Source organism: Kitasatospora sp. CB02891, from assembly GCF_002803145.1.
Classification (GTDB): Bacteria; Actinomycetota; Actinomycetes; order Streptomycetales; family Streptomycetaceae; genus Kitasatospora; species Kitasatospora griseola.
The window spans coordinates 289,741-312,701 of the sequence record NZ_NNBO01000007.1 but is presented as its reverse complement, the minus strand read 5'-3'; the positions used below and the strand labels follow the sequence as shown (position 1 = coordinate 312,701).

21 protein-coding genes are annotated in these 22,961 nt (G+C 72.5%); 8 read left to right on the top strand and 13 right to left on the bottom strand.

Going from position 1 to position 22,961, the window contains the following annotated elements:
- A complete protein-coding gene (locus tag CG736_RS18415; RefSeq protein ID WP_100587271.1) occupies positions 1–474 on the bottom strand; it encodes a DUF6328 family protein in 474 nt (157 codons plus the stop codon).
- A gap of 185 nt (positions 475–659) precedes the next feature.
- Positions 660–1,478 carry a SigE family RNA polymerase sigma factor gene (locus CG736_RS18410; protein WP_100587270.1) on the bottom strand — a complete coding sequence of 273 codons (819 nt, stop codon included), beginning with the start codon at positions 1,476–1,478 and terminating at the stop codon, positions 660–662.
- A 270-nt stretch (positions 1,479–1,748) separates the two neighbouring features.
- Between CG736_RS18410 and CG736_RS18405 the strand changes: the two genes are divergently transcribed.
- The 4 genes from CG736_RS18405 to CG736_RS18390 are packed head-to-tail and all read left to right on the top strand — an operon-like array spanning position 1,749 to position 4,908.
- Positions 1,749–2,426, top strand: coding sequence for a response regulator transcription factor (locus CG736_RS18405; RefSeq protein ID WP_100587346.1), 678 nt, complete (start codon positions 1,749–1,751; stop codon positions 2,424–2,426).
- A gap of 28 nt (positions 2,427–2,454) precedes the next feature.
- Positions 2,455–3,957 (top strand): sensor histidine kinase, encoded by a 1,503-nt coding sequence (locus CG736_RS18400; protein WP_043914332.1) that lies wholly within the window; start codon positions 2,455–2,457, stop codon positions 3,955–3,957.
- Positions 3,954–4,283: a hypothetical protein gene (locus CG736_RS18395; RefSeq protein WP_100587269.1), complete on the top strand. Its 330-nt coding sequence runs from the start codon at positions 3,954–3,956 to the stop codon at positions 4,281–4,283. Before CG736_RS18400 ends, CG736_RS18395 begins: the two co-directional genes overlap by 4 nt.
- A gap of 49 nt (positions 4,284–4,332) precedes the next feature.
- On the top strand, positions 4,333–4,908 hold the full coding sequence (locus tag CG736_RS18390; RefSeq protein WP_157815630.1) for a VanZ family protein: 576 nt from the start codon (positions 4,333–4,335) through the stop codon (positions 4,906–4,908).
- Between the two features lie 99 nt (positions 4,909–5,007).
- Here the strand turns inward: CG736_RS18390 and CG736_RS18385 are convergent, their stop codons facing one another.
- Positions 5,008–5,766 (bottom strand): hypothetical protein, encoded by a 759-nt coding sequence (locus tag CG736_RS18385; RefSeq protein WP_157815629.1) that lies wholly within the window; start codon positions 5,764–5,766, stop codon positions 5,008–5,010.
- Positions 5,767–6,129: 363 nt separating this feature from the next.
- Here CG736_RS18385 and CG736_RS18375 point away from each other — a divergent pair, with 363 nt between their 5' ends.
- Entirely contained in the window at positions 6,130–6,312 is a 183-nt protein-coding gene (locus CG736_RS18375) for a PspC domain-containing protein (RefSeq protein ID WP_100587265.1), read from the top strand.
- A 110-nt stretch (positions 6,313–6,422) separates the two neighbouring features.
- Here the strand turns inward: CG736_RS18375 and CG736_RS18370 are convergent, their stop codons facing one another.
- The 3 genes from CG736_RS18370 to CG736_RS18360 form a co-directional block, all read right to left on the bottom strand.
- Positions 6,423–6,902 carry a hypothetical protein gene (locus CG736_RS18370; protein WP_100587264.1) on the bottom strand — a complete coding sequence of 160 codons (480 nt, stop codon included), beginning with the start codon at positions 6,900–6,902 and terminating at the stop codon, positions 6,423–6,425.
- Between the two features lie 207 nt (positions 6,903–7,109).
- The gene (locus CG736_RS18365; protein ID WP_100587263.1) at positions 7,110–8,255 is read right to left on the bottom strand and encodes an adenosine deaminase; all 1,146 of its coding nucleotides are present in this window, start codon (positions 8,253–8,255) and stop codon (positions 7,110–7,112) included.
- A gap of 592 nt (positions 8,256–8,847) precedes the next feature.
- On the bottom strand, positions 8,848–9,804 hold the full coding sequence (locus CG736_RS18360) for a LysR family transcriptional regulator (RefSeq protein WP_043914338.1): 957 nt from the start codon (positions 9,802–9,804) through the stop codon (positions 8,848–8,850).
- 64 nt (positions 9,805–9,868) lie between these two features.
- On the opposite strand from CG736_RS18360, the gene CG736_RS18355 reads away from it, so the two are divergent.
- Together CG736_RS18355 and CG736_RS18350 are read left to right on the top strand one after the other, a co-directional pair.
- Positions 9,869–11,152 (top strand): MFS transporter, encoded by a 1,284-nt coding sequence (locus tag CG736_RS18355; protein ID WP_100587262.1) that lies wholly within the window; start codon positions 9,869–9,871, stop codon positions 11,150–11,152.
- Entirely contained in the window at positions 11,149–11,703 is a 555-nt protein-coding gene (locus tag CG736_RS18350) for a Uma2 family endonuclease (RefSeq protein WP_100587261.1), read from the top strand. The genes CG736_RS18355 and CG736_RS18350 overlap by 4 nt, the downstream gene beginning before the upstream one ends.
- 31 nt (positions 11,704–11,734) lie before the next feature.
- Here CG736_RS18350 and CG736_RS18345 read toward each other — a convergent pair whose 3' ends face one another.
- From CG736_RS18345 to CG736_RS18315, 7 genes are all read right to left on the bottom strand, one after another.
- A complete protein-coding gene (locus tag CG736_RS18345; RefSeq protein WP_100587260.1) occupies positions 11,735–13,012 on the bottom strand; it encodes a thymidine phosphorylase in 1,278 nt (425 codons plus the stop codon).
- A gap of 95 nt (positions 13,013–13,107) precedes the next feature.
- Entirely contained in the window at positions 13,108–13,512 is a 405-nt protein-coding gene (locus tag CG736_RS37855; RefSeq protein ID WP_255419012.1) for a cytidine deaminase, read from the bottom strand.
- A complete protein-coding gene (locus CG736_RS37850; protein ID WP_100587259.1) occupies positions 13,509–14,774 on the bottom strand; it encodes an ABC transporter permease in 1,266 nt (421 codons plus the stop codon). The genes CG736_RS37855 and CG736_RS37850 overlap by 4 nt, the downstream gene beginning before the upstream one ends.
- Positions 14,771–15,943 (bottom strand): ABC transporter permease, encoded by a 1,173-nt coding sequence (locus tag CG736_RS18330; protein ID WP_100587258.1) that lies wholly within the window; start codon positions 15,941–15,943, stop codon positions 14,771–14,773. Before CG736_RS18330 ends, CG736_RS37850 begins: the two co-directional genes overlap by 4 nt.
- 4 nt (positions 15,944–15,947) lie before the next feature.
- Positions 15,948–17,693, bottom strand: a complete 1,746-nt coding sequence (locus tag CG736_RS18325) for an ABC transporter ATP-binding protein (RefSeq protein ID WP_369880216.1) — start codon at positions 17,691–17,693, stop codon at positions 15,948–15,950.
- A 107-nt stretch (positions 17,694–17,800) separates the two neighbouring features.
- On the bottom strand, positions 17,801–18,865 hold the full coding sequence (locus CG736_RS18320) for a BMP family protein (RefSeq protein ID WP_100587257.1): 1,065 nt from the start codon (positions 18,863–18,865) through the stop codon (positions 17,801–17,803).
- 371 nt (positions 18,866–19,236) lie between these two features.
- Positions 19,237–20,487 carry an amidohydrolase gene (locus CG736_RS18315; protein WP_100587256.1) on the bottom strand — a complete coding sequence of 417 codons (1,251 nt, stop codon included), beginning with the start codon at positions 20,485–20,487 and terminating at the stop codon, positions 19,237–19,239.
- Positions 20,488–20,890: 403 nt separating this feature from the next.
- Between CG736_RS18315 and CG736_RS18310 the strand changes: the two genes are divergently transcribed.
- Positions 20,891–22,945: a protease pro-enzyme activation domain-containing protein gene (locus CG736_RS18310; RefSeq protein ID WP_198520543.1), complete on the top strand. Its 2,055-nt coding sequence runs from the start codon at positions 20,891–20,893 to the stop codon at positions 22,943–22,945.
- Positions 22,946–22,961: the final 16 nt, after the last annotated feature.

The window sequence follows — 22,961 nt, the reverse complement described above, 5'->3', positions numbered from 1 at the left end:
TCAGCCCTCGTCGGGCACGCCGCGGCGGACCAGCCAGGGCAGCAGGAACCAGAGGCCGCCGAACAGCAGCCCGATCACCGCGGTGATCGGAACGGCCGCGGGGAAGCCGAGGACCACGGCGAGGACCAGCAGGACGGCGCCGCTGAGCGCCATCGCCAGCAGGACCAGGCCGACCTGGGCGATCCGGGCGGAGACCTTGACGATCCTGGTCCGCTTGGGGTGCCGGAACAGGCCGCGGTGCAGGGCCACGGGCGTGGCGAGCACGGCGGCGGCGACCACCGTGAGCAGCAGCACCACCACGTACAGGTCCTGCCGGGCGTCGTCGAGTTCGGCGAACCGCGGGGTGAAGGCGACGCCGAGCAGGAACGCGAAGACGATCTGCACGCCGGTCTGCAGCACCCGCAGTTCCTGGAGCATCTCGACCAGCCGCCGGTCGGCGCGGGCCTGCGGGGATTCCGCCACGGGGTCGTCCATCCGCTCATTGTGGCGGTCGGCGGGCCGGGAGACGACGGAGGCGGGCCCCGGTGCTTTCTCCCCCGCACCGGGGCCCGCCTCCGCCTGCGGCGCCGGACGGCCCCCGGCGGACGCTCCCCCCAGAGCGGTCCGCCGTCGTCCACCACCTTCCCCCACCACCCGTCCCCCGACGGGAGTCGTGTCGCTCAGGCGACCAGCTCGCCGAAGGCGTGCACGGTGTCGCCGGAGCGGTTGAGCTGCTCGTCCTCGCGCATCCGGCGCAGCGCGCGCCAGATGGAGCTCTTCACGGTGCCGACGCTGATGCCGAGGATGTCGGCGATCTCCGGGTCGGTGCGGCCCTCGTAGTAGCGCAGCACGAGCATGGTCCGCTGGTTCTCGGGCAGCTTGGCGAGCGCCTGCCAGAGCACGGTGCGCAGTTCGGTGCCGCCCATGGCGTCGGTGTCGCCGGCGTGCTCGGGGAGTTCCTCGGTCGGGTACTCGTTGACCTTGCGGCGGCGCCAGGCCGAGATGTGCAGGTTGGTCATGGTGCGGCGGAGGTAACCGCCGACCGCGGCCTTGTCGGTGATCCGGCCCCAGGCGCGGTAGGTGGAGAACAGCGCGGACTGCAGCAGGTCCTCGGCCTCGTGGCGGTCGCCGGTCAGGTGGTAGGCGGTGGCGTACAGGGAGGCGCGGCGCTCACGCACGTACGCGGTGAACTCGGCGATGTCGCGTGCCTCGTCCGTCGCGGCGGCCGGCTGCTCGCCCTGCGCGCCTCCCTGGTCGGCCTGCTCCCCCCGGAAGGTCTGCGGCGCGAGCCGCAGCATCCGGCCCGCGGCCTGGCTCCCCAGCCGGCCGTGGGTGGTGTCCCCGCTCCTGGTCCCCACGACCGGGCGGCGGGTTCCGGCGCTGTGCGTGCACCCCCGTACGACGACGGCGCCGGCGCTCTCCTCCTCGTGACGCGGCCGGTTGGTGCCCAGCACGGCTGCACGCGGCCCGGCGTTTCGGGTCGTCAGCGTTGCGGTCATCGGGCACCCCCATGGTCGGTACGAGCGGTTCCTTGCTCGTCGCCGCTCCGGGCCGGGCCCGGTGTTTGTTGCGGCGACAAGGAAAATCCTGCCGGGCGCTCGTCATGGCGGTGTCTGTCGACTGTCACAGGGCTGTCACAAGGACACCCGTTTCCGGGCAGTCGTCGGCTCCGACAGGGCTGACGCCGGAGCAGGCCGATCCGGTTCCCGGGAGGGCCGGGATCACCCGGGTGGGTGTTTCCCGGGTCAGGGTGGGACACAATGACCTCCGTGTCTTACCTGCTTCTGATCGAGGACGACGACGCCATTCGCACGGGCCTCGAACTCGCCCTCACCCGCCAGGGTCACCGGGTCGCCACCGCCGCGTCCGGCGAGGACGGTCTGCGCCTGTTCAAGGAGCAGCGCCCGGACCTGATCGTGCTCGACGTGATGCTGCCGGGCATCGACGGTTTCGAGGTGTGCCGGCGCATCCGGCGCACCGACCAGCTGCCGATCATCCTGTTGACGGCGCGCTCCGACGACATCGACGTGGTGGTCGGCCTGGAGTCCGGCGCCGACGACTACGTGGTGAAGCCGGTGCAGCCACGGGTGCTGGACGCCCGGATCCGGGCCGTGCTGCGCCGCGGCGAGCGGGAGAGCTCGGACTCCGCGGCGTACGGCGGCCTGGTGATCGACCGCTCGGCGATGACCGTGACCAAGGACGGCCAGGACCTCCAGCTGACCCCGACCGAGCTGCGGCTGCTGCTGGAGCTGAGCCGCCGCCCGGGGCAGGCGCTGTCCCGCCAGCAGCTGCTGCGGCTGGTCTGGGAGCACGACTACCTGGGCGACTCCCGCCTGGTGGACGCGTGCGTGCAGCGGCTGCGGGCGAAGGTCGAGGACGTGCCGTCCGCGCCGACGCTGATCCGTACCGTCCGCGGGGTCGGCTACCGTCTGGACCCGCCCGCGTGACGCCCTCCTTCTGCCTGGTGAGCCTTTTTTGACCGACCATCAGTCCGCGCCGCACCGTGCCCGTTCGGTGTCCTGGCAGCGGCTCAGCTCGTTGCGGGTCCGGCTGATCGCGGTGTTCGCCGCGGTCGCGCTGGTGACCGCCGTGTCCGCGTCCGGGATCGCCTACTGGCTGAACCGCGACGCGGTGCTCAGGCGCGCCCAGAACGCCTCCCTGAACGACTTCCGCGGCTCGTTGACCCGCACCGTCTCGCAGCTGCCGCTGCACCCGACCTGCCAGGACCTGTCGTCGCTGGCGGTGCAGGTGGCGAGTTCCGGCCTGGCGTACGACGTGGTCGTGGTCGACCCGTCGCAGCCGGACTGCACCGCTTCCTCCGACCCGATCGCCTTCACCGCCAAGCAGGTGCCGCCGGCCCTGGTCACCGCGGTCAACAAGCCGCGCGAGATCGGCCCGGGCAACCCGTACCAGTACCACCTGTACTGGCAGCGGGTGAACCTGTCCGGGCCGTACGTGGTCGGCGGGACGAAGGTCGAGCCGGACGGGCCGACCGCCTACATGTTCAAGTCGCTGCAGAACGAGCGGGCCGACCTGAACACCCTCGGCTGGTCGCTGGCGATCGCCACCCTGCTGGCGCTGGTCGGCTCCGCGCTCCTCGCGCAGGGCGCCTCGGCGACGGTGCTGCGGCCGGTGCGCCGGCTCGGCGACGCCGCCCGGCGGCTCGGCGAGGGCGAACTGGACACCCGGCTCGACGTCGAGGGCAACGACGAACTCGCCGACCTGGCACGGACGTTCAACCGCACCGCGGAGTCGCTGTCGGAGCAGGTCGCGGAGCTGAGCGCACGCGAGGCGCAGTCCCGGCGGTTCGTCGCCGACATGTCGCACGAGCTGCGCACCCCGCTGACCGCGATGACGGCCGTCACCGACATCCTGGAGGACGAGGCCGACTCGCTCGACCCGATGATCGAGCCGGCGGTGCGGATCGTGGTCTCCGAGACCCGCCGGCTGTCCGACCTGGTGGAGAACCTGATGGAGGTGACCCGGTTCGACGCCGGCACCGCCAAGCTGGTCGCCGACGAGGTCGACATGGCCGACCTGATCATGTCCTGCATCGACGGCCGGGCCTGGTACGACGCCGTCGAACTGGACGCCCCGCGCGGCATCCTGGCCGTCGTCGACCCGCGCCGCCTGGACGTGGTGTTCGCCAACCTGATCGGCAACGCGCTCAAGCACGGCGGCTCCCCGGTGAAGGTGAAGGTCCGCCAGGACGGCGAGACCGTGGTGGTGTCCGTCTCCGACGGCGGCCCCGGCATCCCGGAGGACGTGCTGCCGCACGTCTTCGACCGCTTCTACAAGGCCGACAAGGGCCGGGCCCGCTCCGAGGGCAGCGGCCTGGGCCTGTCCATCGCCGAGGCCAACGCCCTCATCCACGGCGGCGCCATCACCGCCGCCAACAACCCGGAGGGCGGTGCCGTGTTCACCCTCACCCTGCCGCTCACCCAACCGCCCGCCCCCGGCCCGGAAGAAGCACCATGACCGCCCGCCGCCGCCTCCACGCCGTCGCCCTGCTGGCCGGCTCGACGGCCCTGCTCACCGGCTGCGGCATCCGCCCCACCGCGGTGCCGGTCGACGCCGGCGCGCCCGCCAGCCGCACCGCCTGCCCCACGCCCGTCCTGATGCCGGTCGCCCCGACGGCGACCGGGTCGGCCGGCGCCACCGCGCCGGCCGCGTCCGCGTCCGCGAAGGCCACCCCGAGCCGGGTCCCGACGCCGTCGGCCACGCCCTCGCCGACTGCGACGCCGACGGCGACGGCGACGGCGCCCGGGGTGTTCGGCGCGCCGTCGGCCCGCCACTGCCCCTGATCACCCGAACGGCGGAACCACCGCCGGTACGGCGCGCGTCCCCCGGAATGTGCACACCACTGCGCGAACCGACCGCACGACGGCGCCGTACCGGTACCGGACGGCAGCCCGGCTGCTGCTGACCCTCCACCTCCTGCTGCTGGTCTGGCTGGCCCTCCGGCCGGTCACCGCGGCCTGGACCGGCCCGTCCAACCTCACCCCGTTCGCCTCCGTGCACCAGGCGCTCACCACCCGCACCCTGCCCGCCGCACTCGCCTCCGGCCTCCTGCCGCTGGCCCCCGCGGGCCTGCTGCTCCCGCTCGCCGTCGGCAGCCCCGACCGGTCCTGGCTGCTGTCCTTCCTCCGCACCACCGGCGCCGCCGCCCTGCTCGCCACCGCCCTGGAGATCCTGGAGGGCTGGGCCCCCGGCCACGTCCTCGACGTCGACGACATCCTCCTCGGCACCCTCGGCGCCGCCGCCGCCCACCTGCTCCTGGCCACCCCGCTGCGTGCCCGCGCCCTGCGCCGCCCGGCCGTGGCGCCGCGCGCCGCTACGCCGCGCCGGGGCCCGAAGGAGCAGCGCCCGCGCTCCGTCGCGGCGCCCGTGATCCGGACGCTCGGCTCCCCGGTGGCTCCGCGGCGCTGAGGGCCCGCGTCGCGGTCCGATTTCCGCTCCCACTGCATTCGCCCACGATCGAACGGCCGAATGCGCAGGCCCGGAAATCCGCCGACCCGCGGCGGCCGTTCAGCCCTCCGACAGCTCCTCGCCCACCGGCAGCTGCGCGTCGAAGTCGTGGACCTGGTCGGCGGGCGGCGGCGTGACCGTCACCGGCGCGCCGTGGTCGCGGAGCCGCACGGTGAGACGGTTCGAGCCGGAGGCGAGCTCCACCCGCAGCAGCTGCGGTTCGCCTTCGGCGGCGACCGCGATCCGGAGCTCCGAGCTGCCGGCGGGGCCGGTGTCCAGGGCGAGTTCGTCGACGGCGTCCTCGGTCGTGAAGTGCAGGACCACCGCCGGGACGCCGCCGATCCGGGTGCTGCCGTCGCGGACCCACTGCCCGCTGCGGGCGCCGCCCGTCAGGGTGTTCAGCTCGTCCGGCATGCCGAGGGCCAGGTCGCAGTAGGTCGCCAGCTGGTCGGCCTCCTTACTGCTGGTGGACATCCACTGGTCGGCCGGCCCGCCGGGGCCGCGCAGGCCGCCCGCCTTGAAGAAGGTCCGCCCGTCCTTGCGCAGGACGTGGGTCTGCCGCAGTTGCCTGTTGTAGCCGTCCTCGATCGGGTTGCCCCCGGCCACCTCGTCGGTGCAGTCGCCGTTGCGGGCGGCGGAGACGGTGGCAGTCTCGCTGCCGTCCGCCGAGTCGCCCCGGAGGGTCATCCGCACCGAGGTCGCCCCGGCCCCGGCCGCCTGCGTCCTGGCGACGACCTCCGCCCCCGAGAGCCCGGCCAGTCCGTTCTCCGCGGCCGGGCCCGAACGGTCCTCCGATCCGCAGGCGGCCGTTCCCGCCATGGCGAGAACGGTCAGGGCAAAGGCGGCCGGCAACCGGTTCGCACGCACAGGAAGTCCTTCGAATTCAGCGGAAGAAGATCAATTCGCGCGAGTGTGGCATTTCCCCGACGTCGACCACCAGTCAGTTCCGTCCCTTCACCCACCCTTTGACCTTGTTTGCCCGGAAGACGAAATGCACACGGAGGTTCCCGGCCTCGGGGTCCGCCCCGGAGTCGACCCCGAGGTCGGCGTACCCCGGGACGGGGAGCGGCTCCGGGTCCGAATCGGCATCGCGGCGGACGGAGAGCAGCAGGTCGCGGCGCGACGATGGAGTCATCCCCGGTCGGACCGCCCGGCCCGGAAACACTCCGCTCGGAGGAGAAGATGAGCACCCTCGCCCGCCCCCGCCACCACCGCGTCATCGGCGGCGTCTGCGCCGGCATCGCCCAGCGCTTCGGGTTCACGCCGTGGACGGTCCGGATCATCTTCCTGGCGTCCTGCCTGCTGCCCGGCCCGCAGTTCCTGATCTACCTGGCGCTGTGGCTGCTGCTCCCGCAGGAGCCGTGACCCGCCCGCGGCGCCCGATGACGCCCGCGCCACCCGTACCGCCCATGACGAAGGGGCCGCCCCGCTGCTGCGGGACGGCCCCTCGGCCGTTCTGCTCCTCGCCGGAGCCGTCAGCCGCCCACACCGGGCAGGCCCGGCAGGCCGGGGGCGCCGCCGCCGGTCGGGGTCAGGCTGGTCAGCGTGCTGATCACACCGCCGACCGGGGTCTTGGCCAGGCCCTGGCCGCCCGGGACGGCGTCCAGGCCGCCCACCCGGTGCTCGGGCGCGGCCTGCGGGTCGACACCGGCGGGGCCGACCTGCTCGGCGACCGGCGCGGTCTGCTCCGCGGCCTGGGCCGGGGCGGGGGCCGCGGCCGGGGTGCCGGCGGCCGGGTTGAGCGCGCCCGTCACGGTGCCGAGCTGGTCGGCGCCGGGCAGCTTGCTCACGGCCCCGGTGGCGGCACCGGTCACACCCGGGTTGGTGAGCGCGCCGGTCGGCAGTCCGAGGCCGCCGGGGGCGACCGGCGCGGCGGAGGCGGTGCCCGCGGCGACGGCGGCGGCGACAACGCCGAGCACGGCGGTGCCGGCGGCCTTGAGAGTGGCCTGCTTCATGTGTGCGTCCTCAGTCCTGGTCGGGCCGGTGCGGGGTCGCACGCCCGGGGATTCAGGGCACGGCCGTCACACCGAGTCAGCAGTGACCGGCTCACCGTAGTGACAGCGCCACGCCCGGTTCAAAATCCGACCACTCCCCCGAGTGATAAGTCCGACCATCTCCATGGACGTTGACCACTCGGGGGGCAGACCGCCGACGACGGACCGTCAGCCGCGCGGACCGAACAGCCACTCGGCCTTCAGCTCCGCGTACCCCGGCTTGATCACGTCGTTGATCATCGCCAGCCGCTCGTCGAACGGCAGGAACGCCGACTTCATCGCGTTGACGGTGAACCACTCCAGGTCGCCCAGCGTGTAGCCGAACGCGTCCACCAGGTGCCCGAACTCGCGGCTCATGCTGGTCCCGCTCATCAGCCGGTTGTCGGTGTTGACGGTGACCCGGAACTTCAGCCCCGCCAGCAGCCCGATCGGGTGCTCGGCGTACGACGCCGCCGCACCGGTCTGCAGGTTCGACGTCGGGCACATCTCCAGCGGCACCCGCTTGTCCCGCACGTACGCGGCCAGCCGCCCGAGCTCCACCCGGCCGTCCTCGCCGACCGTGATGTCGTCCACGATCCGCACACCGTGACCGAGCCGGTCCGCGCCGCAGCACTGCACCGCCTCCCAGATCGACGGCAGCCCGAACGCCTCACCGGCGTGGATGGTGAAGTGGTTGTTCTCGCCCTTGAGGTAGTCGAACGCGGCCTGGTGCCGGGTCGGCGGGTGACCGGCCTCCGCGCCCGCGATGTCGAACCCGACCACCCCGCGGTCCCGGTGGCGGTTCGCCAGCTCGGCGATCTCCTGCGAACGGGCCGCGTGCCGCATGGCGGTCAACAGCGTCCCGACCCGGATCCGGTGCCCGCGCGCCCGGGCGTTCGCCTCGCCCAGCCGGAAGCCCTCGTTGACGGCCTCCACCACCTCGTCCAGGGTCAGCCCCGCCTCCAGGTGCTGCTCCGGCGCGTACCTCACCTCGGCGTACACCACGCCGTCCGCCGCCAGGTCCTCCGCGCAGTCCGCCGCCACCCGGACCAGCGCCGCCCGGGTCTGCATCACCGCACACGTGTGCGCGAACGTCTCCAGGTACCGCTCCAACGACCCCGAGTCCGCCGCCTCCCGGAACCACACCCCGAGCTCCGCCGGGTCGGTGGTCGGCAGCCCTTCGTAGCCGCAGTCCGCCGCCAGCTCGACGATGGTCTCCGGCCGCAACCCACCGTCCAGGTGGTCGTGCAACAGAACCTTGGGGGCGCGGGCAATCTGCTCCGCCGTGGGAACACGCGGGGCCGTCGTGCCCGCGAGAGTGATCTGCTTCTCCATTGCCGGAGCATAGCCCCTACGCGCGTAGATCAGCCACGTGCCCCACCCACCGTGGGAAGCGGAACCCCCGCACGGCCCTGAGCGGGGGCGTCCCCGCCACAACAGCACGAGGTCACGGAACACAGACACCGATGAGGCGAGGGGCTGCGTCGCACGCCGGGCCAGGCCGACGAATTGCCCCGCCCAACCCCACCGCGAAGCGGAACCCACACCGCGAAGCGGAACCCACACCGCGAAGCGGAACCCACACCGCGAAGCGGAACCCACACCGCGAAGCGGAACCCACACCGCGAAGCGGAACCCACCCCGCGAAGCGGAACCCACACCGCGAAGCGGAACCCACACCGCGAAGCGGAACCCACACCGCGAAGCGGAACCCACACCGCGAAGCGGAACCCACACCGCGCAGCGGAACCCACACCGCGAAGCGGAACCCACACCGCGAAGCGGAACCCACACCGCGAAGCGGAACCCACACCGCGAAGCGGAACCCACACCGCGAAGCGGAACCCACACCGCGAAGCGGAACCCACACCGCGAAGCGGAACCCACACCGCGAAGCGGAACCCACACCGCGAAGCGGAACCCTCGCTCAGTCGTGGGCCAGGATGCTCCCCCGGCGGGACAGGACGAAGTCCCGGAATGCGGCTGCCGGTGGGGTGAGGGGGCGGGTCGCGTGCCAGGCGAGGCCGATGGCTCGGCGGGTGCGGGGGGCGGTGACTTCGAGTTCGACGACGCCCGGGCGGGGGACGAGGGCGGGTGGGAGGAGGGCGACGCCGAGGCCGGCGGCGACCAGGCCGCGGAGGGTTTCGACCTCCTCGCCCTCGAAGGCGATCCGCGGGGTGAAGCCAGCCTCCGCGCAGAAGCCCTCCATGATGTGGCGCAGGCCGTAGCCCTCCTCGACCGTCACCCACGGCTCGTCGGCGACCTCGGCGAGGCGGATCCGGCGGCGCCCGGCGAGCCGGTGGTCCGCGGGGACGGTCAGGTAGAGGCGCTGCTCGTCGAGCGGACGGGCCGTCAGTTCGGGCGTGTCGGGGAGCGGGGAGACCAGGCAGAGGTCCAACTCCCCGGCGCGCAGGCGTTCCAGCATCGCGGCGACGTAGTCCTGCACCAGTTGGAAGCGGACCTGCGGATGCCCGGCCCGGAACCCTCGCAGCAGGGCGGGCACCGCGTCCGTCCCCATGGTGTGCAGGAAGCCGAACGCGACCCGCCCGGCCGTCGGGTCGGCCTCCGCGCGGGCCGCCTCCGCGCCGCGTTCGACCTCGGCGAGCGCCCGTTCGACGGCGTCCAGCAGCAGCCGTCCGGCCCGGGTCAGGCGGACGGTGCGGCCCTGCCGGGCGAGCAGGTCGACGCCGAGCTGTGCCTCCAGGCGGGCGACCGCGCGGGAGAGGGTGGGCTGCGGCATGCCGAGCAGCTGCGCGGCCCGGGTGACGTGTTCCAGTCGGGCGACCGCCGCGAACTCCGCCAACTGCGGTGCGAGGCGCGTCACATCGGCGTCCGGACCGAGCTCGGCGAGGCGGGTGGGCGCGGAGCTGCTCTCATACGTCACGGCATGGATCTTCCCTCATTCATGCATTGGACGCATCAGCCCGCGCCGCCCTAGCGTCATTGGCATGCAGCCTGCCAGTACCGAGGCGCTCTCCGCGCCCGCCCCCGCATCCCCCGCATCCGTGACCGACCTGCGCCTGCGCCCCGGCAGCCGGGACTTCCGCCGCGCCAACCTCGCCCTGTTCGCGGCCGGTGTCGCCACCTTCGTCCTGCTGTACTCCACCCAGGGCCTGCTGCCGATCCTCTCCGCCGACCTCGACCTGACGCCCGGCCAGGCCAGCTGGACGGCCTCCGCGTCCACCCTCGGCCTCGCGCTCGCGCTGCTGCCCGCCAGCGCCCTCTCCGACCGGTACGGGCGCACCGCAGTGATGACGGCGTCCACCCTCGCCGCCGCGCTGCTCGCCCTCGCGCTGCCGTTCGCCCCGGACCTCACCACGCTGGTGGTCCTGCGGGCCGTCCAGGGCGCGGCGCTGGCCGGGCTCCCGGCCACCGCGATGGCCTACCTCGCCGAGGAGGTGCACCCGACGGCGCTGGCCTCCGCAATGGGCCTGTACGTGGCCGGCAACTCGATCGGCGGGATGGGCGGACGCCTGGTCTCCGGCTGGGTCGCGGCCGCCTGGGGCTGGCGCTGGGGGCTGGCGGTCTCGGCCGTCCTCGCGCTGCTCGCGGTGCTCGCCTTCCGGCTGCTGATCCCCCGGGCCCGGCACTTCCGGCGGACGCCGGTGGACGCCCGCGCGCTGGCCGCGACCGTCGCCGGACACCTGCGCAACCCGCTGCTGCTGCGGCTGTATGCGCTCGGGATGCTGTTCATGGCGGTCTTCGGCGCGGTCTACAACACCGTCGGGTACCGGCTCACCTCGGCGCCGTTCCACCTGCCGGAGTCCGTCGCCGCGTCGATCTTCGTGGTGTACCTGGTCGGCACGGCGTCCTCCGCCTCGGCCGGCCGGCTGACCGCCCGCTGTGGCCGCCGCGGCACCCTCTACCTGGCGATCTCCGCCACCACGGCCGGCCTGCTGCTCTCCCTCGCGAACTCGCTGTTCTGCGCGATCCTCGGCCTGGTCCTGATCACCGCCGGCTTCTTCGCGGGCCACGCCACCGCGTCCTCCGCCGTCGGCCGCACCGCCGCCACCGGCCGCGCCCAGGCCTCCGCGCTCTACCTGATCGCCTACTACCTCGGCAACAGCCTCGGCGGCACGGTCGGCGCCGACGCCTACCACTCCACCGGCTGGTCCGGCACGGCCACCGTCGCCCTCACCGCCATGGCCTGCGCGGCCGGCGTCACCCTGTACGCCACCCACCGCGCCACAGCCGCCCGCCGGGCGGTGGCCGTCGATACACTCCGGGCATGAGCGTCGACCCTGCCACGTTTGCCAGGCTCCGCGAGATCGCCGATCAGCTGCCGCAGGTGCCGGGCGGGGGGAAGACAGAGATCGCGAACGGCACCGTCGTCATGATGACGTCCCCGGTGAAGCGCCACGAGCTCGCAGTCGTCCGCATCGCTCAGCAGCTCAACGCCCAGCTTCCGCAGAGCCATCCGGGCTACCTCGCCCACGGAGGCGCCGACCTGGTCGACCCCTCCCTCGGGCGCCTGCGCAACCCCGACCTCATGGTCTTCCCCGAAGCGGCGCTCGACGACGAGGCTGCGGCGTTCCTGCCGAGCCAGGTCCTCCTCGTCGTCGAGATCGTGTCGAAGAGCAACGCCGAAACGGACTACCACGCCAAGGTCCGCGACTACGCGGCCATGGGCATCCCGCTCTACCTGCTGGTCGACCCCCGGCTGGGCACCGGCATCGTCCACGCCGAACCCGGCTACACCCGCCGCACCGACTTCGCCTTCGGCGACGTCATCACCGTCGGCCCGTGGACCCTCGACACCGGCGTCCTGCGCACCTACTCCTGAGAGCGGGCGCGCAGGGCGCGTCGGCGAACCGTCAGGCGATCCGGTCCAGGACGATCGGGGCCGGGGTGAACCCGGTGCCGGTGGGGGCGATGGTGATGGCGTCGTGCAGGGCCTCGATGGCGTAGGGGAAGCGCTCGGGGGTGTCGGTGTGGAGGGTGAGGAGGGGCTGGCCGGCGGTGACGGTGGCGCCGGGCTTGGCGTGGAGTTCGACGCCGGCGCCGGCCTGGACCGGGTCCTCCTTGCGGGCGCGGCCGGCGCCGAGGCGCCAGGCGGCGACGCCGACGGCGTAGGCGTCGAGGGTGGTGAGGACGCCGGTGGCGGGGGCGGGGATGACGTGGGTCTCGCGGGCGACGGGGAGGGGGGCGTCGACGTCGCCGCCCTGGGCGGTGATCATGCGGCGCCAGTGGTCCATGGCGGAGCCGTCGCGGAGGGCGTCGGCCGGGTCCTTGCCGTGGACGCCCGCGGCGGCGAGCATCTCGCGGGCGAGCGCGAGGGTGAGTTCGACGACGTCGGCGGGGCCGCCGCCGGCGAGGACCTCCAGCGATTCGCGGACTTCGAGGGCGTTGCCGGCGGTGAGTCCGAGCGGGGTGGACATGTCGGTGAGCAGGGCGACGGTCGCGACGCCGGCGGAGCGGCCGAGGCCGACCATGGTGCGGGCGAGCTCGCGGGCGTCGTCGAGGTTCTTCATGAACGCGCCGGAGCCGACCTTGACGTCCAGGACGAGTGCGCCGGTGCCCTCGGCGATCTTCTTGGACATGATCGAGGAGGCGATCAGCGGGATGGCCTCGACGGTGCCGGTGACGTCGCGCAGGGCGTAGAGCTTCTTGTCGGCGGGGGCCAGGCCGTCGCCGGCGGCGCAGATCACGGCGCCGCAGTCGCGCAGGACGGCGAGCATCTCGTCGTTGGAGAGCAGGGCGCGCCAGCCGGGGATGGATTCGAGCTTGTCGAGGGTGCCGCCGGTGTGGCCGAGGCCGCGGCCGGAGAGCTGCGGGACGGCGGCGCCGCAGGCGGCGACCAGCGGGGCGAGCGGGAGGGTGATCTTGTCGCCGACGCCGCCGGTGGAGTGCTTGTCGGCGGTGGGGACGCCGAGCGAGGAGAAGTCCATGCGCTCGCCGGAGCGGATCATCGCGTCGGTCCAGCGGCTGATCTCACGGGCCGTCATGCCGTTGAGCAGGATGGCCATCGCGAGGGCGGACATCTGCTCGTCGGCGACCTCGCCGCGGGTGTAGGCGTCGATCACCCAGTCGATCTGGGGGTCGGTCAGCTCGCCCCGGTCGCGCTTGGCCCGGATGACGGAGATGGCGTCCATGCAGGTGCTCCAGAGAGGTGTGAAATGCGAAGAGTGCCGCGGGATGTCCTCCCGCGACACTCTACGCGCGTAACAAAGTGATCAGCCAGCAGAAGCTACAGCTTGTCCGGCCCGAACGCGTCCGGCAGGACCTCGCTCATCGGCCGTACCCCGGACGGCAGTTCGACCAGCAGGTCGGGGCCGCCGTGCTCGAAGAGCAGCTGGCGGCAGCGCCCGCACGGCATCAGCAGCTCGCCGGCGCCGTCCACGCAGGTGAACGCCGTCAGCCGGCCGCCGCCGGTGGCGTACAGCGCGGAGACCAGGCCGCACTCGGCGCACAGGCCGAGGCCGTAGGAGGCGTTCTCCACGTTGCAGCCGGTCACCGTGCGGCCGTCGTCGACCAGGGCCGCCGCCCCGACCGGGTACTTGCTGTAGGGGGCGTAGGCGTGGCGCATCGCCGCGCGGGCGGCCTCCCGCAGCGCCTCCCAGTCCACCGCGTCCGCGGTCGGGGGCGGCGTCACTTGGCCTGTCCCTTGCGGTAGATCTGGCCGTCGGCCTTGGGCATCCGCAGTCGCTGGGCGGCCAGCGCGAGCACCACCAGGGTGATCACGTACGGGGTGGCGACGATCAGCGGGCGCTGGACGGCGTCGGTGGTGGCGTACCAGAGGGCGACGCCGCCGGCGACCACCAGGCTGATCGCGCCGGCCGTGAACTTGCGGCGGTAGAACTGCCACAGCGCGAGCGCCGCCATCGCGATGGCGACCACCAGCAGCAGCACGTGCACCGAGTCTGCGTCGCGCAACTGGAGGCTGTCGGTGAAGCCGAACAGGCCCGCGCCGGCGGCCAGGCCGCCCGGCATCCAGTTGCCGAAGATCATCGCGGCCAGGCCGATGAAGCCGCGGCCCTGGGTCTGGCCGTCCCGGTAGAAGTGCGCGGCGACCAGCGAGAGGTACGCGCCGCCGAGGCCCGCGAAGGCGCCGGAGGAGATCACCGCGAGGTACTTGTACTTGTAGACGTTGACGCCCAGCGACTCGGCGGCGGTCGGGTTCTCGCCGCAGGAGCGCAGCCGCAGGCCGAACACCGTGCGCCAGAGCACGAAGTAGCTGCCGACCAGGAACGCGCCGGCGATCAGGGTGACCACCGACAGCTCGGTGGTGAGGCCGCGGACGATGCCGGCCACGTCGGAGACCAGGAACCAGTGGTGCTGCTCGATGCCGTCCAGCCAGTTCGACAGGCCGGGGACGGTGAAGGTGGGCAGCGACTCGGCGGGCGGCGACTGGTTCGCACCGGCGCCGTCGGCCACGTAGTCCTTGTAGTAGATCCGGTTGACGTACGCGCAGATGCCGGGGACCAGCAGGTTGATGCCGACGCCGGAGACGATGTGGTCGACGCCGAAGGTGACGGTGATCAGCGCGTGCAGCAGACCGCCGGCCGCGCCGCCCGCCATGCCGGCCAGCAGGCCGACCCACGGGTTGACCAGGAAGCCGGCCCAGGCGCCGCAGAACGTGCCGGCCACCATCATGCCTTCGAGGCCGATGTTGACCACGCCCGCGCGCTCGGCCCACAGGCCGCCGAGGCCGGCCATGGCGATCGGCACGGCGGAGGACACCGCGGCGCCGATCTGGCCCGAGGAGGTCAGTCCGTGGTTGCCGGTGATCGCGCCGATCGCCGCGAACAGCAGCAGGGCGGCCGCGATCAGCAGCAGCACCACCGGCCAGGTCAGCTTGGACTTCTTCTTCGCGGGCGCGACGGACGACGTCGGCTTGGCGACAGTGGTGCTCATGCCGCCACCTCCTTCTGGGCGGCCGCAGTGGCGGCGGCCTGCGCGGCGAGCTCGGCGCCGACCTTCTGCTGCTGGCGCTTGAGGCCGAAGCGGCGCACCAGTTCGTAGGCCACGACGACGCAGATGACGATGGTGCCCTGGATCACCGGGATGATCTCGGCCGGGTAGTCGCCCCGGGTGGGCAGCTGGGCGCCGGAGGCGTCCAGGAAGGCGAACAGCAGCGCGGAGAACGCGATGCCGATCGGGGTGTTGCGGCCGAGCAGCGCCACCGAGATGCCGATGAAGCCCAGGCCGACCTGCACGTTCTGGCCGAAGTACGGGGTGTTCTGCATCAGCTCGGGCAGGCCCACCAGGCCGGCCAGCGCACCGGAGACCACGATCGAGGTGATCACCATGCGCTTGACGTTGACGCCGGAGGCCTTGGCGGCGGTCTCCGAGCGGCCGGTGGCGCGCAGGTCGAAGCCGAACCGGGTGCGGTTCAGGGTGAAGTGGAAGACCACGCCGACCAGCGCCGCGATCACGATGAAGCCCCACAGGGTGCCGCCCTGGGTCTCGATCGAGAAGAAGTGGCTGGACTCGGAGATCTTCGCGGTCTGGATCGAGTTGGTGGTGCCGCCGGTCTTCGGCGCCAGGATGCCCGGCACCAGCAGCACGCCGATCACGGCGGTGGCGATGGCGTTCAGCATGATGGTCGAGATGACCTCGCTGACGCCGCGGTAGACCTTCAGCACACCGGCGATCGACGCCCACAGGCCGCCGACGAACATCGCGACGATCAGCAGCAGCGGGATCTGCAGGAAGGCCGGCAGGTCGATCTGGGTGCCGACGAACGCGGCCATCATCATGGCCAGCTTGTACTGGCCCTCGATGCCGATGTTGAACAGGTTCATCCGGAACCCGAACGCGGCGGCGGCCGCGGCCAGGTAGTACACGGTCGCCTTGTTCAGGACGGCGACCTGGCCGTCCGACGCGGTGCCGTAGTTCCACATGATCCGGAAGGCGCCGAACGGGTCGCGGCCGGAGACCGCCAGCAGCGTGCCGGCGATGATCACCGACAGCAGCACGGCCAGCACGGGCGCGGCCAGGCCGAGCCCGATCCGCTCCAGGTCGATCTGCCGCTTGCGCGGCCGGTCGGCCGCTTCTGCAGCCGGGGGGTTGGGACTGGTCATGTGGCTACTCCCCCGCCTGCACGTAATCGGCGGTGTCGGTGGGCGGAACCCGGTCGGAGCCGGTGGTGCCGGTGTCGGAGACGATGTGGCCGGTGGCGGCGCCGGTCATCGCGGTGCCCAGATCCTCCGCGGTGACGGTGGCCGGGTCGGCGTCGGCGACCAGCGCGCCGCGGTAGATCACCCGGATGGTGTCGGACAGGCCGATCAGCTCGTCCAGGTCGGCGGAGATCAGCAGCACCGCCAGGCCCTCGCGCTGCGCGGAGCGGATCTGCTCCCAGATCTGCGCCTGCGCGCCGACGTCCACGCCGCGGGTCGGGTGGGCGGCGATCAGCAGCTTCGGGTCGTGGCTCATCTCGCGGCCGATGATCAGCTTCTGCTGGTTGCCGCCGGACAGCGACGCCGCGGTGACCTCGATGCCGGGGGTGCGGACGTCGTACTGCTCGACGATCCGCTGGGTGTCGGCCCGGGCGCCGGCCGGGTCGAGCAGCGCGCCCTTGGAGTTGGGGCGCTCGGTGACGTGGCCGAGGATCCGGTTCTCCCAGAGCGGGGCCTCCAGCAGCAGGCCGTGCCGGTGCCGGTCCTCCGGGATGTAGCCGATGCCGGCCTCGCGGCGGGCCCGGGTGCGGGTGCCGGTCAGGTCGGCGCCGTCCAGCGTGACGGTGCCGGCGTCCAGCGGCAGCATGCCCATGATCGCCTCGACCAGTTCGGCCTGGCCGTTGCCCTCGACACCGGCGATGCCGAGGATCTCGCCCTTGTGGATGCGCAGCGAGATGTCGTCCAGCACCACGCGCTCGACGCCCTCGGCGTCCGGCTTGGCGATCCGCAGGCCCTCGACGCGGAGCATCTCCACGTCGGTGACGGTGGACTCGCGGCTCTCCGGGGAGGGCAGTTCGGCGCCGACCATCAGCTCGGCCAGCTGGCGGGCGGTGACGGCCTTCGGGTCGGCGTCGCCGACCGTGGTGCCGCGGCGGATCACGCTGATCGCGTCGGCGACCGACAGCACCTCGTGCAGCTTGTGCGAGATGAAGATGACGGTGACGCCCTCGGCCTTGAGCTCGCGCAGGTTGTCGAACAGCGCGTCGACCTCCTGCGGGACCAGGACCGCGGTCGGCTCGTCCAGGATCAGGATCCGGGCGCCGCGGTACAGCACCTTGAGGATCTCCACGCGCTGCCGGTCGGCCACGCCGAGGTCCTCGACCAGCTCGTCCGGCCGCACGCCGAGGCCGTACTGGTCGGACAGCTCGCGGATCTTCGCCTTCGCCTTCGCGCCGATGCCGTACAGCTTCTCGCTGCCCAGGACGATGTTCTCCCAGACGGTGAGGTTGTCGGCCAGCATGAAGTGCTGGTGCACCATGCCGATGCCGCGGGCGATCGCGTCGCCCGGGGTGGCGAAGACCACCTGCTCGCCGTTGATGGCGATGGTGCCCTCGTCCGGCTTCTGCATCCCGTAGAGGATCTTCATCAGGGTGGACTTGCCGGCGCCGTTCTCGCCCATCAGGGCGTGCACGGTGCCGCGCTGCACGGTGATGTCGATGTCGTGGTTGGCCACCACACCGGGGAAGCGCTTGGTGATGCCGCGCAGTTCGACGGCCGGTGTCGCCGTCCCCGCGCTGGGGATGCCGCCGGGGGAGGCGGAGTCGGAGGGGGTGATGGCGATCTCCTGCTGGTCGTCGGGCGCTTCGTCGCGCTGGAGGCTCAAGAGGGAACCCTGGGGTGGTGCAGCCGCCGGACGGACACCGGGGTGCGGCATGGGCAGGGGCCCGGGGGATGCGCAGCGCGCATCCCGTCCGAGCCCCTTCCGTGAGATGTGTCAGACCACTGCGCCGCCCGGCGGGCGGGCGGCGCACCGGCAGGGGATCAGCCCTGCGGGACGGTCGGGACCTTGGTCGCGCCGCTGGTGATCTGCTGGGTGGCGGCGTCGATCTTCGCCTTGATGTCGTCGATGAAGCCACCGGTGACGGACAGCGACACGCCGCCGTCCTTCAGGTCGAAGTTCTTCACGCCGCCCTGGGCGTTGCCGTCCTTGGCCGACTTGATGAAGGAGAACACCGCGGTGTTCACGTTCTTCAGCATCGAGGTGAGGATGTGGTCCTTGTACTTCGACAGGGCCGGCTGGTTGGCCTGGTCGGAGTCGACGCCGATCGCCCACTTGTTGCCCGGGGCGGTGGCGACGGCCTCGATGGAGCCGCTGCCGGAGGAGCCGGCGGCGGAGTAGATGACGTCCGCGCCCTTGTCGAGCTGGCCCTGCGCGGCCTGCTTGCCCTTGCCCGGGTCGGCGAAGCCGGTGTTGTCCGGCGGGGTCGACAGGTAGGTGACCTCGACGGTGATGTCCGGGGTGACGGACTTGGCGCCCGCGGTGTAGCCGGCCTCGAACTTCTTGATCAGCTCGGACTGGACGCCGCCGATGAAGCCGACGTGCTTGGTCTTCGACTTGTTGGCCGCGGCCACGCCCGCCAGGAAGGAGCCCTGCTCCTCGGAGAAGGTCAGCGAGGTCACGTTGGACGGCTGGTCCGGCGAGTTCGAGTCGACGATCGCGAACTTGACGTTCGGGTTGTCCTTGGCGACCTTGTTGACCGCGTCCTGGTAGATGAAGCCGACCGCGATGACCGGGTTGAAGCCGCCGTTGACCAGCGACTTCAGGCGCTGCTCCTTGTCGGCCTCGGACTCACCGGACTTGGCCTCGGCCTCGTTGATGGTGGCGCCCAGCTCGGACTTGGCCTGGTCCAGACCACGCGCGGCGGAGTCGTTGAAGGACTGGTCCCCACGGCCGCCGATGTCGTAGGCCATGCCGACCTTCAGACCGGAGCCGCCGCCGGCACCGGCGGTGTTGTTGTCGGTGCTCTTTGCGCCGCAGGCGGCGAGCGAGGCGATGCCCAGGGAACCCGAGAGCACGGCCGCGGCGAGCTTGAGTGAACGGCGCAAGGGAGTTTCTCCTTCTCACACACCCGGTTGGCGTGGTCGAGCGCCACCGTAACGCGCGTAGAACACGGTTGTGTTACGGCCTGCACAGGCCCCGGGGTTGTTATCAAAATGTGGTCGTACGCCCGGGCAAATCCGGACATAGCCGCACACTTGTTCAACTCCCGTTCCGCTACTGGCTGGTAGCGCGCCACCACGGTACGCCTCCGCCCCTTACCCCGGAACACGCCTCCCCGCACCCGCCGGAGCGGCCCCGCCGGCCCCGGCCGTCGGCCCCGGCCCATGGCACGGGCCCCCTCCCCGGAGAGTCGTTCGCGCGGCGGATCCGGCCGCGCGAACGACTCTCCGGGAAGGGGGCCCGCCCCGGTGCGCGCTCAGATCCGGGCGTGCTCCAGGGCCAGCGAGGCGAACAGCTCGACGCCGATGGCGATCGCCCGCTCGTCCGCGTCGAAGTCGCCCTGGTGGAGGTCGCGGACGCCCTTCTCGTCCGGGCTGCGGACGCCCAGGCGGGCCAGCGCGCCCGGCGCGTGCTCCAGGTACCAGGAGAAGTCCTCGCCGCCCAGGCTCTGCTCGGTCGGCTCCACAACCGGGCCGCGGCCCTCGGCGAACCGCTCGTTCATGGCACGCTCCAGCTGGTCGATCGAGTCGGCCTCGTTGACCACCGGCGGGACGCCCCGGTGGTAGTTCAGCGTCCACTTGGCGCGGTACGTCTCGGCCAGGTGCGCGACCAGCTCCTCCAGCACCTCCGGCGCCTGCCGCCAGCCCGCCAGCTCCAGGCAGCGCACGGTGCCCTCCAGTTCGGCGTGCTGCGGGATCACGTTCGGCGCCGAGCCGGCCGCGATCCGCCCCCACACCAGCGAGACGCCCCAGCGCGGGTCCATCCGGCGGGCCAGCCCGGACGGCGCCTCGGCGGCCAGCTTGGCGACCGCGGTGACCAGGTCGGTGGTCAGGTGCGGGCGGGCGGTGTGCCCGCCCGGGCCGTCCACGCTGATCATCACCTTGTCGCAGGCCGAGGTGATCGCCCCGGTCTTCAGGGCGATCCGGCCGACCTGCACCTTGGGGTCGCAGTGCACCGCGAAGATCCGCCCGACCCCCTTCATCCCGCCGGCCGCGATCACGTCCAGCGCGCCGCCCGGCATCGTCTCCTCCGCCGGCTGGAAGATCAGCCGCACCGGACGGGTCAGCTCCCCCGCGGCCAGCGCCTCGGCCAGCACCAGCGCGGTGCCGAGCACCACCGCGGTGTGCACGTCGTGCCCGCAGGCGTGCGCCCGGCCGGGCACCGTGGAGCGGTACGGGACGTCCTTCTTGGCGTCGTCGATCGGCAGCGCGTCGATGTCGGCGCGGAACGCCAGCAGCGGGGTGCCGGGCGCGGTGCCCGGCGGGACGAGGTCCACCAGCAGACCGGTGCCGCCCGGGAGCACCCGCGGCTCCAGCCCGGCGGCGACCAGTCGCTCGCGCAGCAGCTTGGTGGTGCGGAACTCCTGGCGGCCGAGCTCCGGGTGCCGGTGGAGATCACGGCGCAGGTCGATCAACTCGGCCTGGTGGGCCGCTACTCGGGCCCGGAGGGCGGCGAGCGGGCGGACGGCGGTGACGGTGGCAGCGGCTGCAGGCTGAGGATCGTTCACCTTGACAAGACTAGGCCGGTGAGAGGCTTTTGGCCCCTCTTCCACCAAAGTTCTCACCGTTTGGATGCATACCGGGATCCACGGTGGGTATGACTCTCCGATTCGGCCCGCGCCTGTGTTCGGCTCCCTTCGTATGCAACGACCTGCACCGGCGGCCGGACACGGTGACCACTCCCCCGGGGCCCGCCGCCCCGCCCGCGACCAACCCTTCCCCCCGATCGGGTCATGGCCGGGTAAATCTTTCGGCCTCACTCTTGAGCGGCGCACATCAGTCCGAATAGACAGCTGTCGCACAGTCAACTCCGGTGCCGCAGTGGGGTGGGACAGTCCGCCTGCGGCGCGCCTCGTCACGCCCTCACGAAGGGCGGCTGACGCTCCATCGAACCGAGAAGGGGGGACCGACGTGCCCATCACGCGCAATCGGCTCGCCAAGAGCATCGCTCCGGCCACCGTCGCGGCCGCACTGATCATCACCACCCTCGGCGCGGCCGTTCCGGCCACCGCCGCCACCCCCGTGGGCGACACCGCCCGCGCCCTGCCGGGCACCCACCCGGAGTGGGCCACCCCGCAGGCCGACGCGGGCGCGGCCGACGCCGCCGCCCCGGCGACCGCCCGGATCTACCTGGCCGGCCGCGACGCGAGCGGCCTCGCCGCCCTCGCCCGGGCCGTCTCCGACCCCAAGTCCCCGAGCTACGGCCAGTACCTGACGTCCGCTCAGGTCCAGGCGAAGTTCGGCGCCACCCCGGAGCAGGTCAAGGCCGTCACCGACTGGGTGTCCGCCGCGGGCCTCACCGTCTCCGCCTCCAACGCCCACTACGTGCAGGTCGCCGGCTCCACCGCCGCGATGACCAAGGCGTTCGGCACCGGCTTCCACAACTACCGCACCGCGGACGGCACCCACCGGGCGCCGACCGCCGACGCCAAGGTGCCGGCCGCCGTCTCCGACGCCGTCCTCGCCGTCTCCGGCCTGGCCGACTCGATCCACAAGAACGTCTCCTCGGCCACCTCGGTCCGCGAGGCGGAGCAGCGCCTGAACGCCGCCGCCAAGCTCGCCGGCCCGGACAAGAAGGACCCGGCGACCCTGCCGACCGTCGCGACCTGCTCCGAGGACGGCTACGGCTCGAAGACCGCCAAGGGCGCCCCCGAGGGCTACGAGAAGAACGAGCCGTTCGCCCCTTGCTCGTACGTCCCCTCCCAGCTCCGCAAGGCCTACGGCGTCACCGACGCCAAGGTCGGCGGCAAGGGCGCCCGCGTCGCCATCATCGACGCGTACGGCCTGTCCACCATGGAGCAGGACGCCAACCACTTCTCCACCCTGCACGGCGACCAGCCGTTCAAGCCGGGCCAGTACACCGAGTACGTCACCCCGGACAAGTGGGTCCACGAGGCCGAGTGCGGCGGCCCCGCCGGCTGGGCCGGCGAGGAGGCGCTCGACGTCGAGATGGTGCACGGCCTCGCGCCGGACGCCAACGTCGTCTACGTCGGCGGCAACTCCTGCTACGACGAGGACCTCTACGACGCCATGGCCAAGGTCGTGGACGAGCACCTCGCCGACGTCGTCTCCAACTCGTGGGGCGAGATCATGCACGGCAAGTCCGGCGACATCGACCCCGCCGTGGTGGCCGCCGACAACCAGATCTTCCAGCTGGGCGCCCTCACCGGCATCGGCTTCACCTTCTCCTCCGGCGACTGCGGCGACAGCTCCCCGGGCGCGGCCGCCACCGGCGTCAACTGCGAGGCCGACACCAACCAGGCGCAGGCCGACTGGCCGTCCGCGTCCCCGTGGGTCACCTCGGTCGGCGGCACCGCCCTCCAGCTGAACGACAAGGCCGGCAAGTACGGCCACGAGGTCTCCATGGGCGACCTGCGCTCGGTGCTCTCCGCCGACCAGAAGTCCTGGACCCCGATGCCGGGCACGTTCTACTTCGGCGGCGGCGGCGGTGTCTCCAAGGACTTCGCCCAGCCGTGGTACCAGCAGGGCGTCGTCCCGGACCGCATCAGCCGGACCGCGGCCGACGGCAGCACGTCCAAGACCCCGCTGCGCGCCACCCCCGACATCGCGATGAGCGGTGACCTGGTGGCCGCCACCCTGGTCGGCTTCACCGCCGACGGCGCCTACAGCGAGGGCGGCTTCGGCGGCACCTCGGTCTCCGCCCCGGAGACCGCGGCCATGTTCGCCAACGCCATCGAGGCCCGCGGCGGCCGCGCCCTCGGCTTCGCCAACCCGGCCCTGTACGACCGCGCCGCCACCAACGCCTTCCACGACGTGGACGACAACGCCGTCCGCACCAAGCGCGGCAACGTCGTCGACCTCGGCGTCGTCAACGGCGCCCTGAAGGTCCGCCTCTACAAGATCGGCGCCGACTTCGGCCTCTCGGCCGCCGCCGGCTACGACACGGCCACCGGCCTGGGCTCCCCGGGCAAGGGCTTCTTCAAGTCCTTCGCCGTCAAGAAGTAGTCCGCAGAACGCAGTC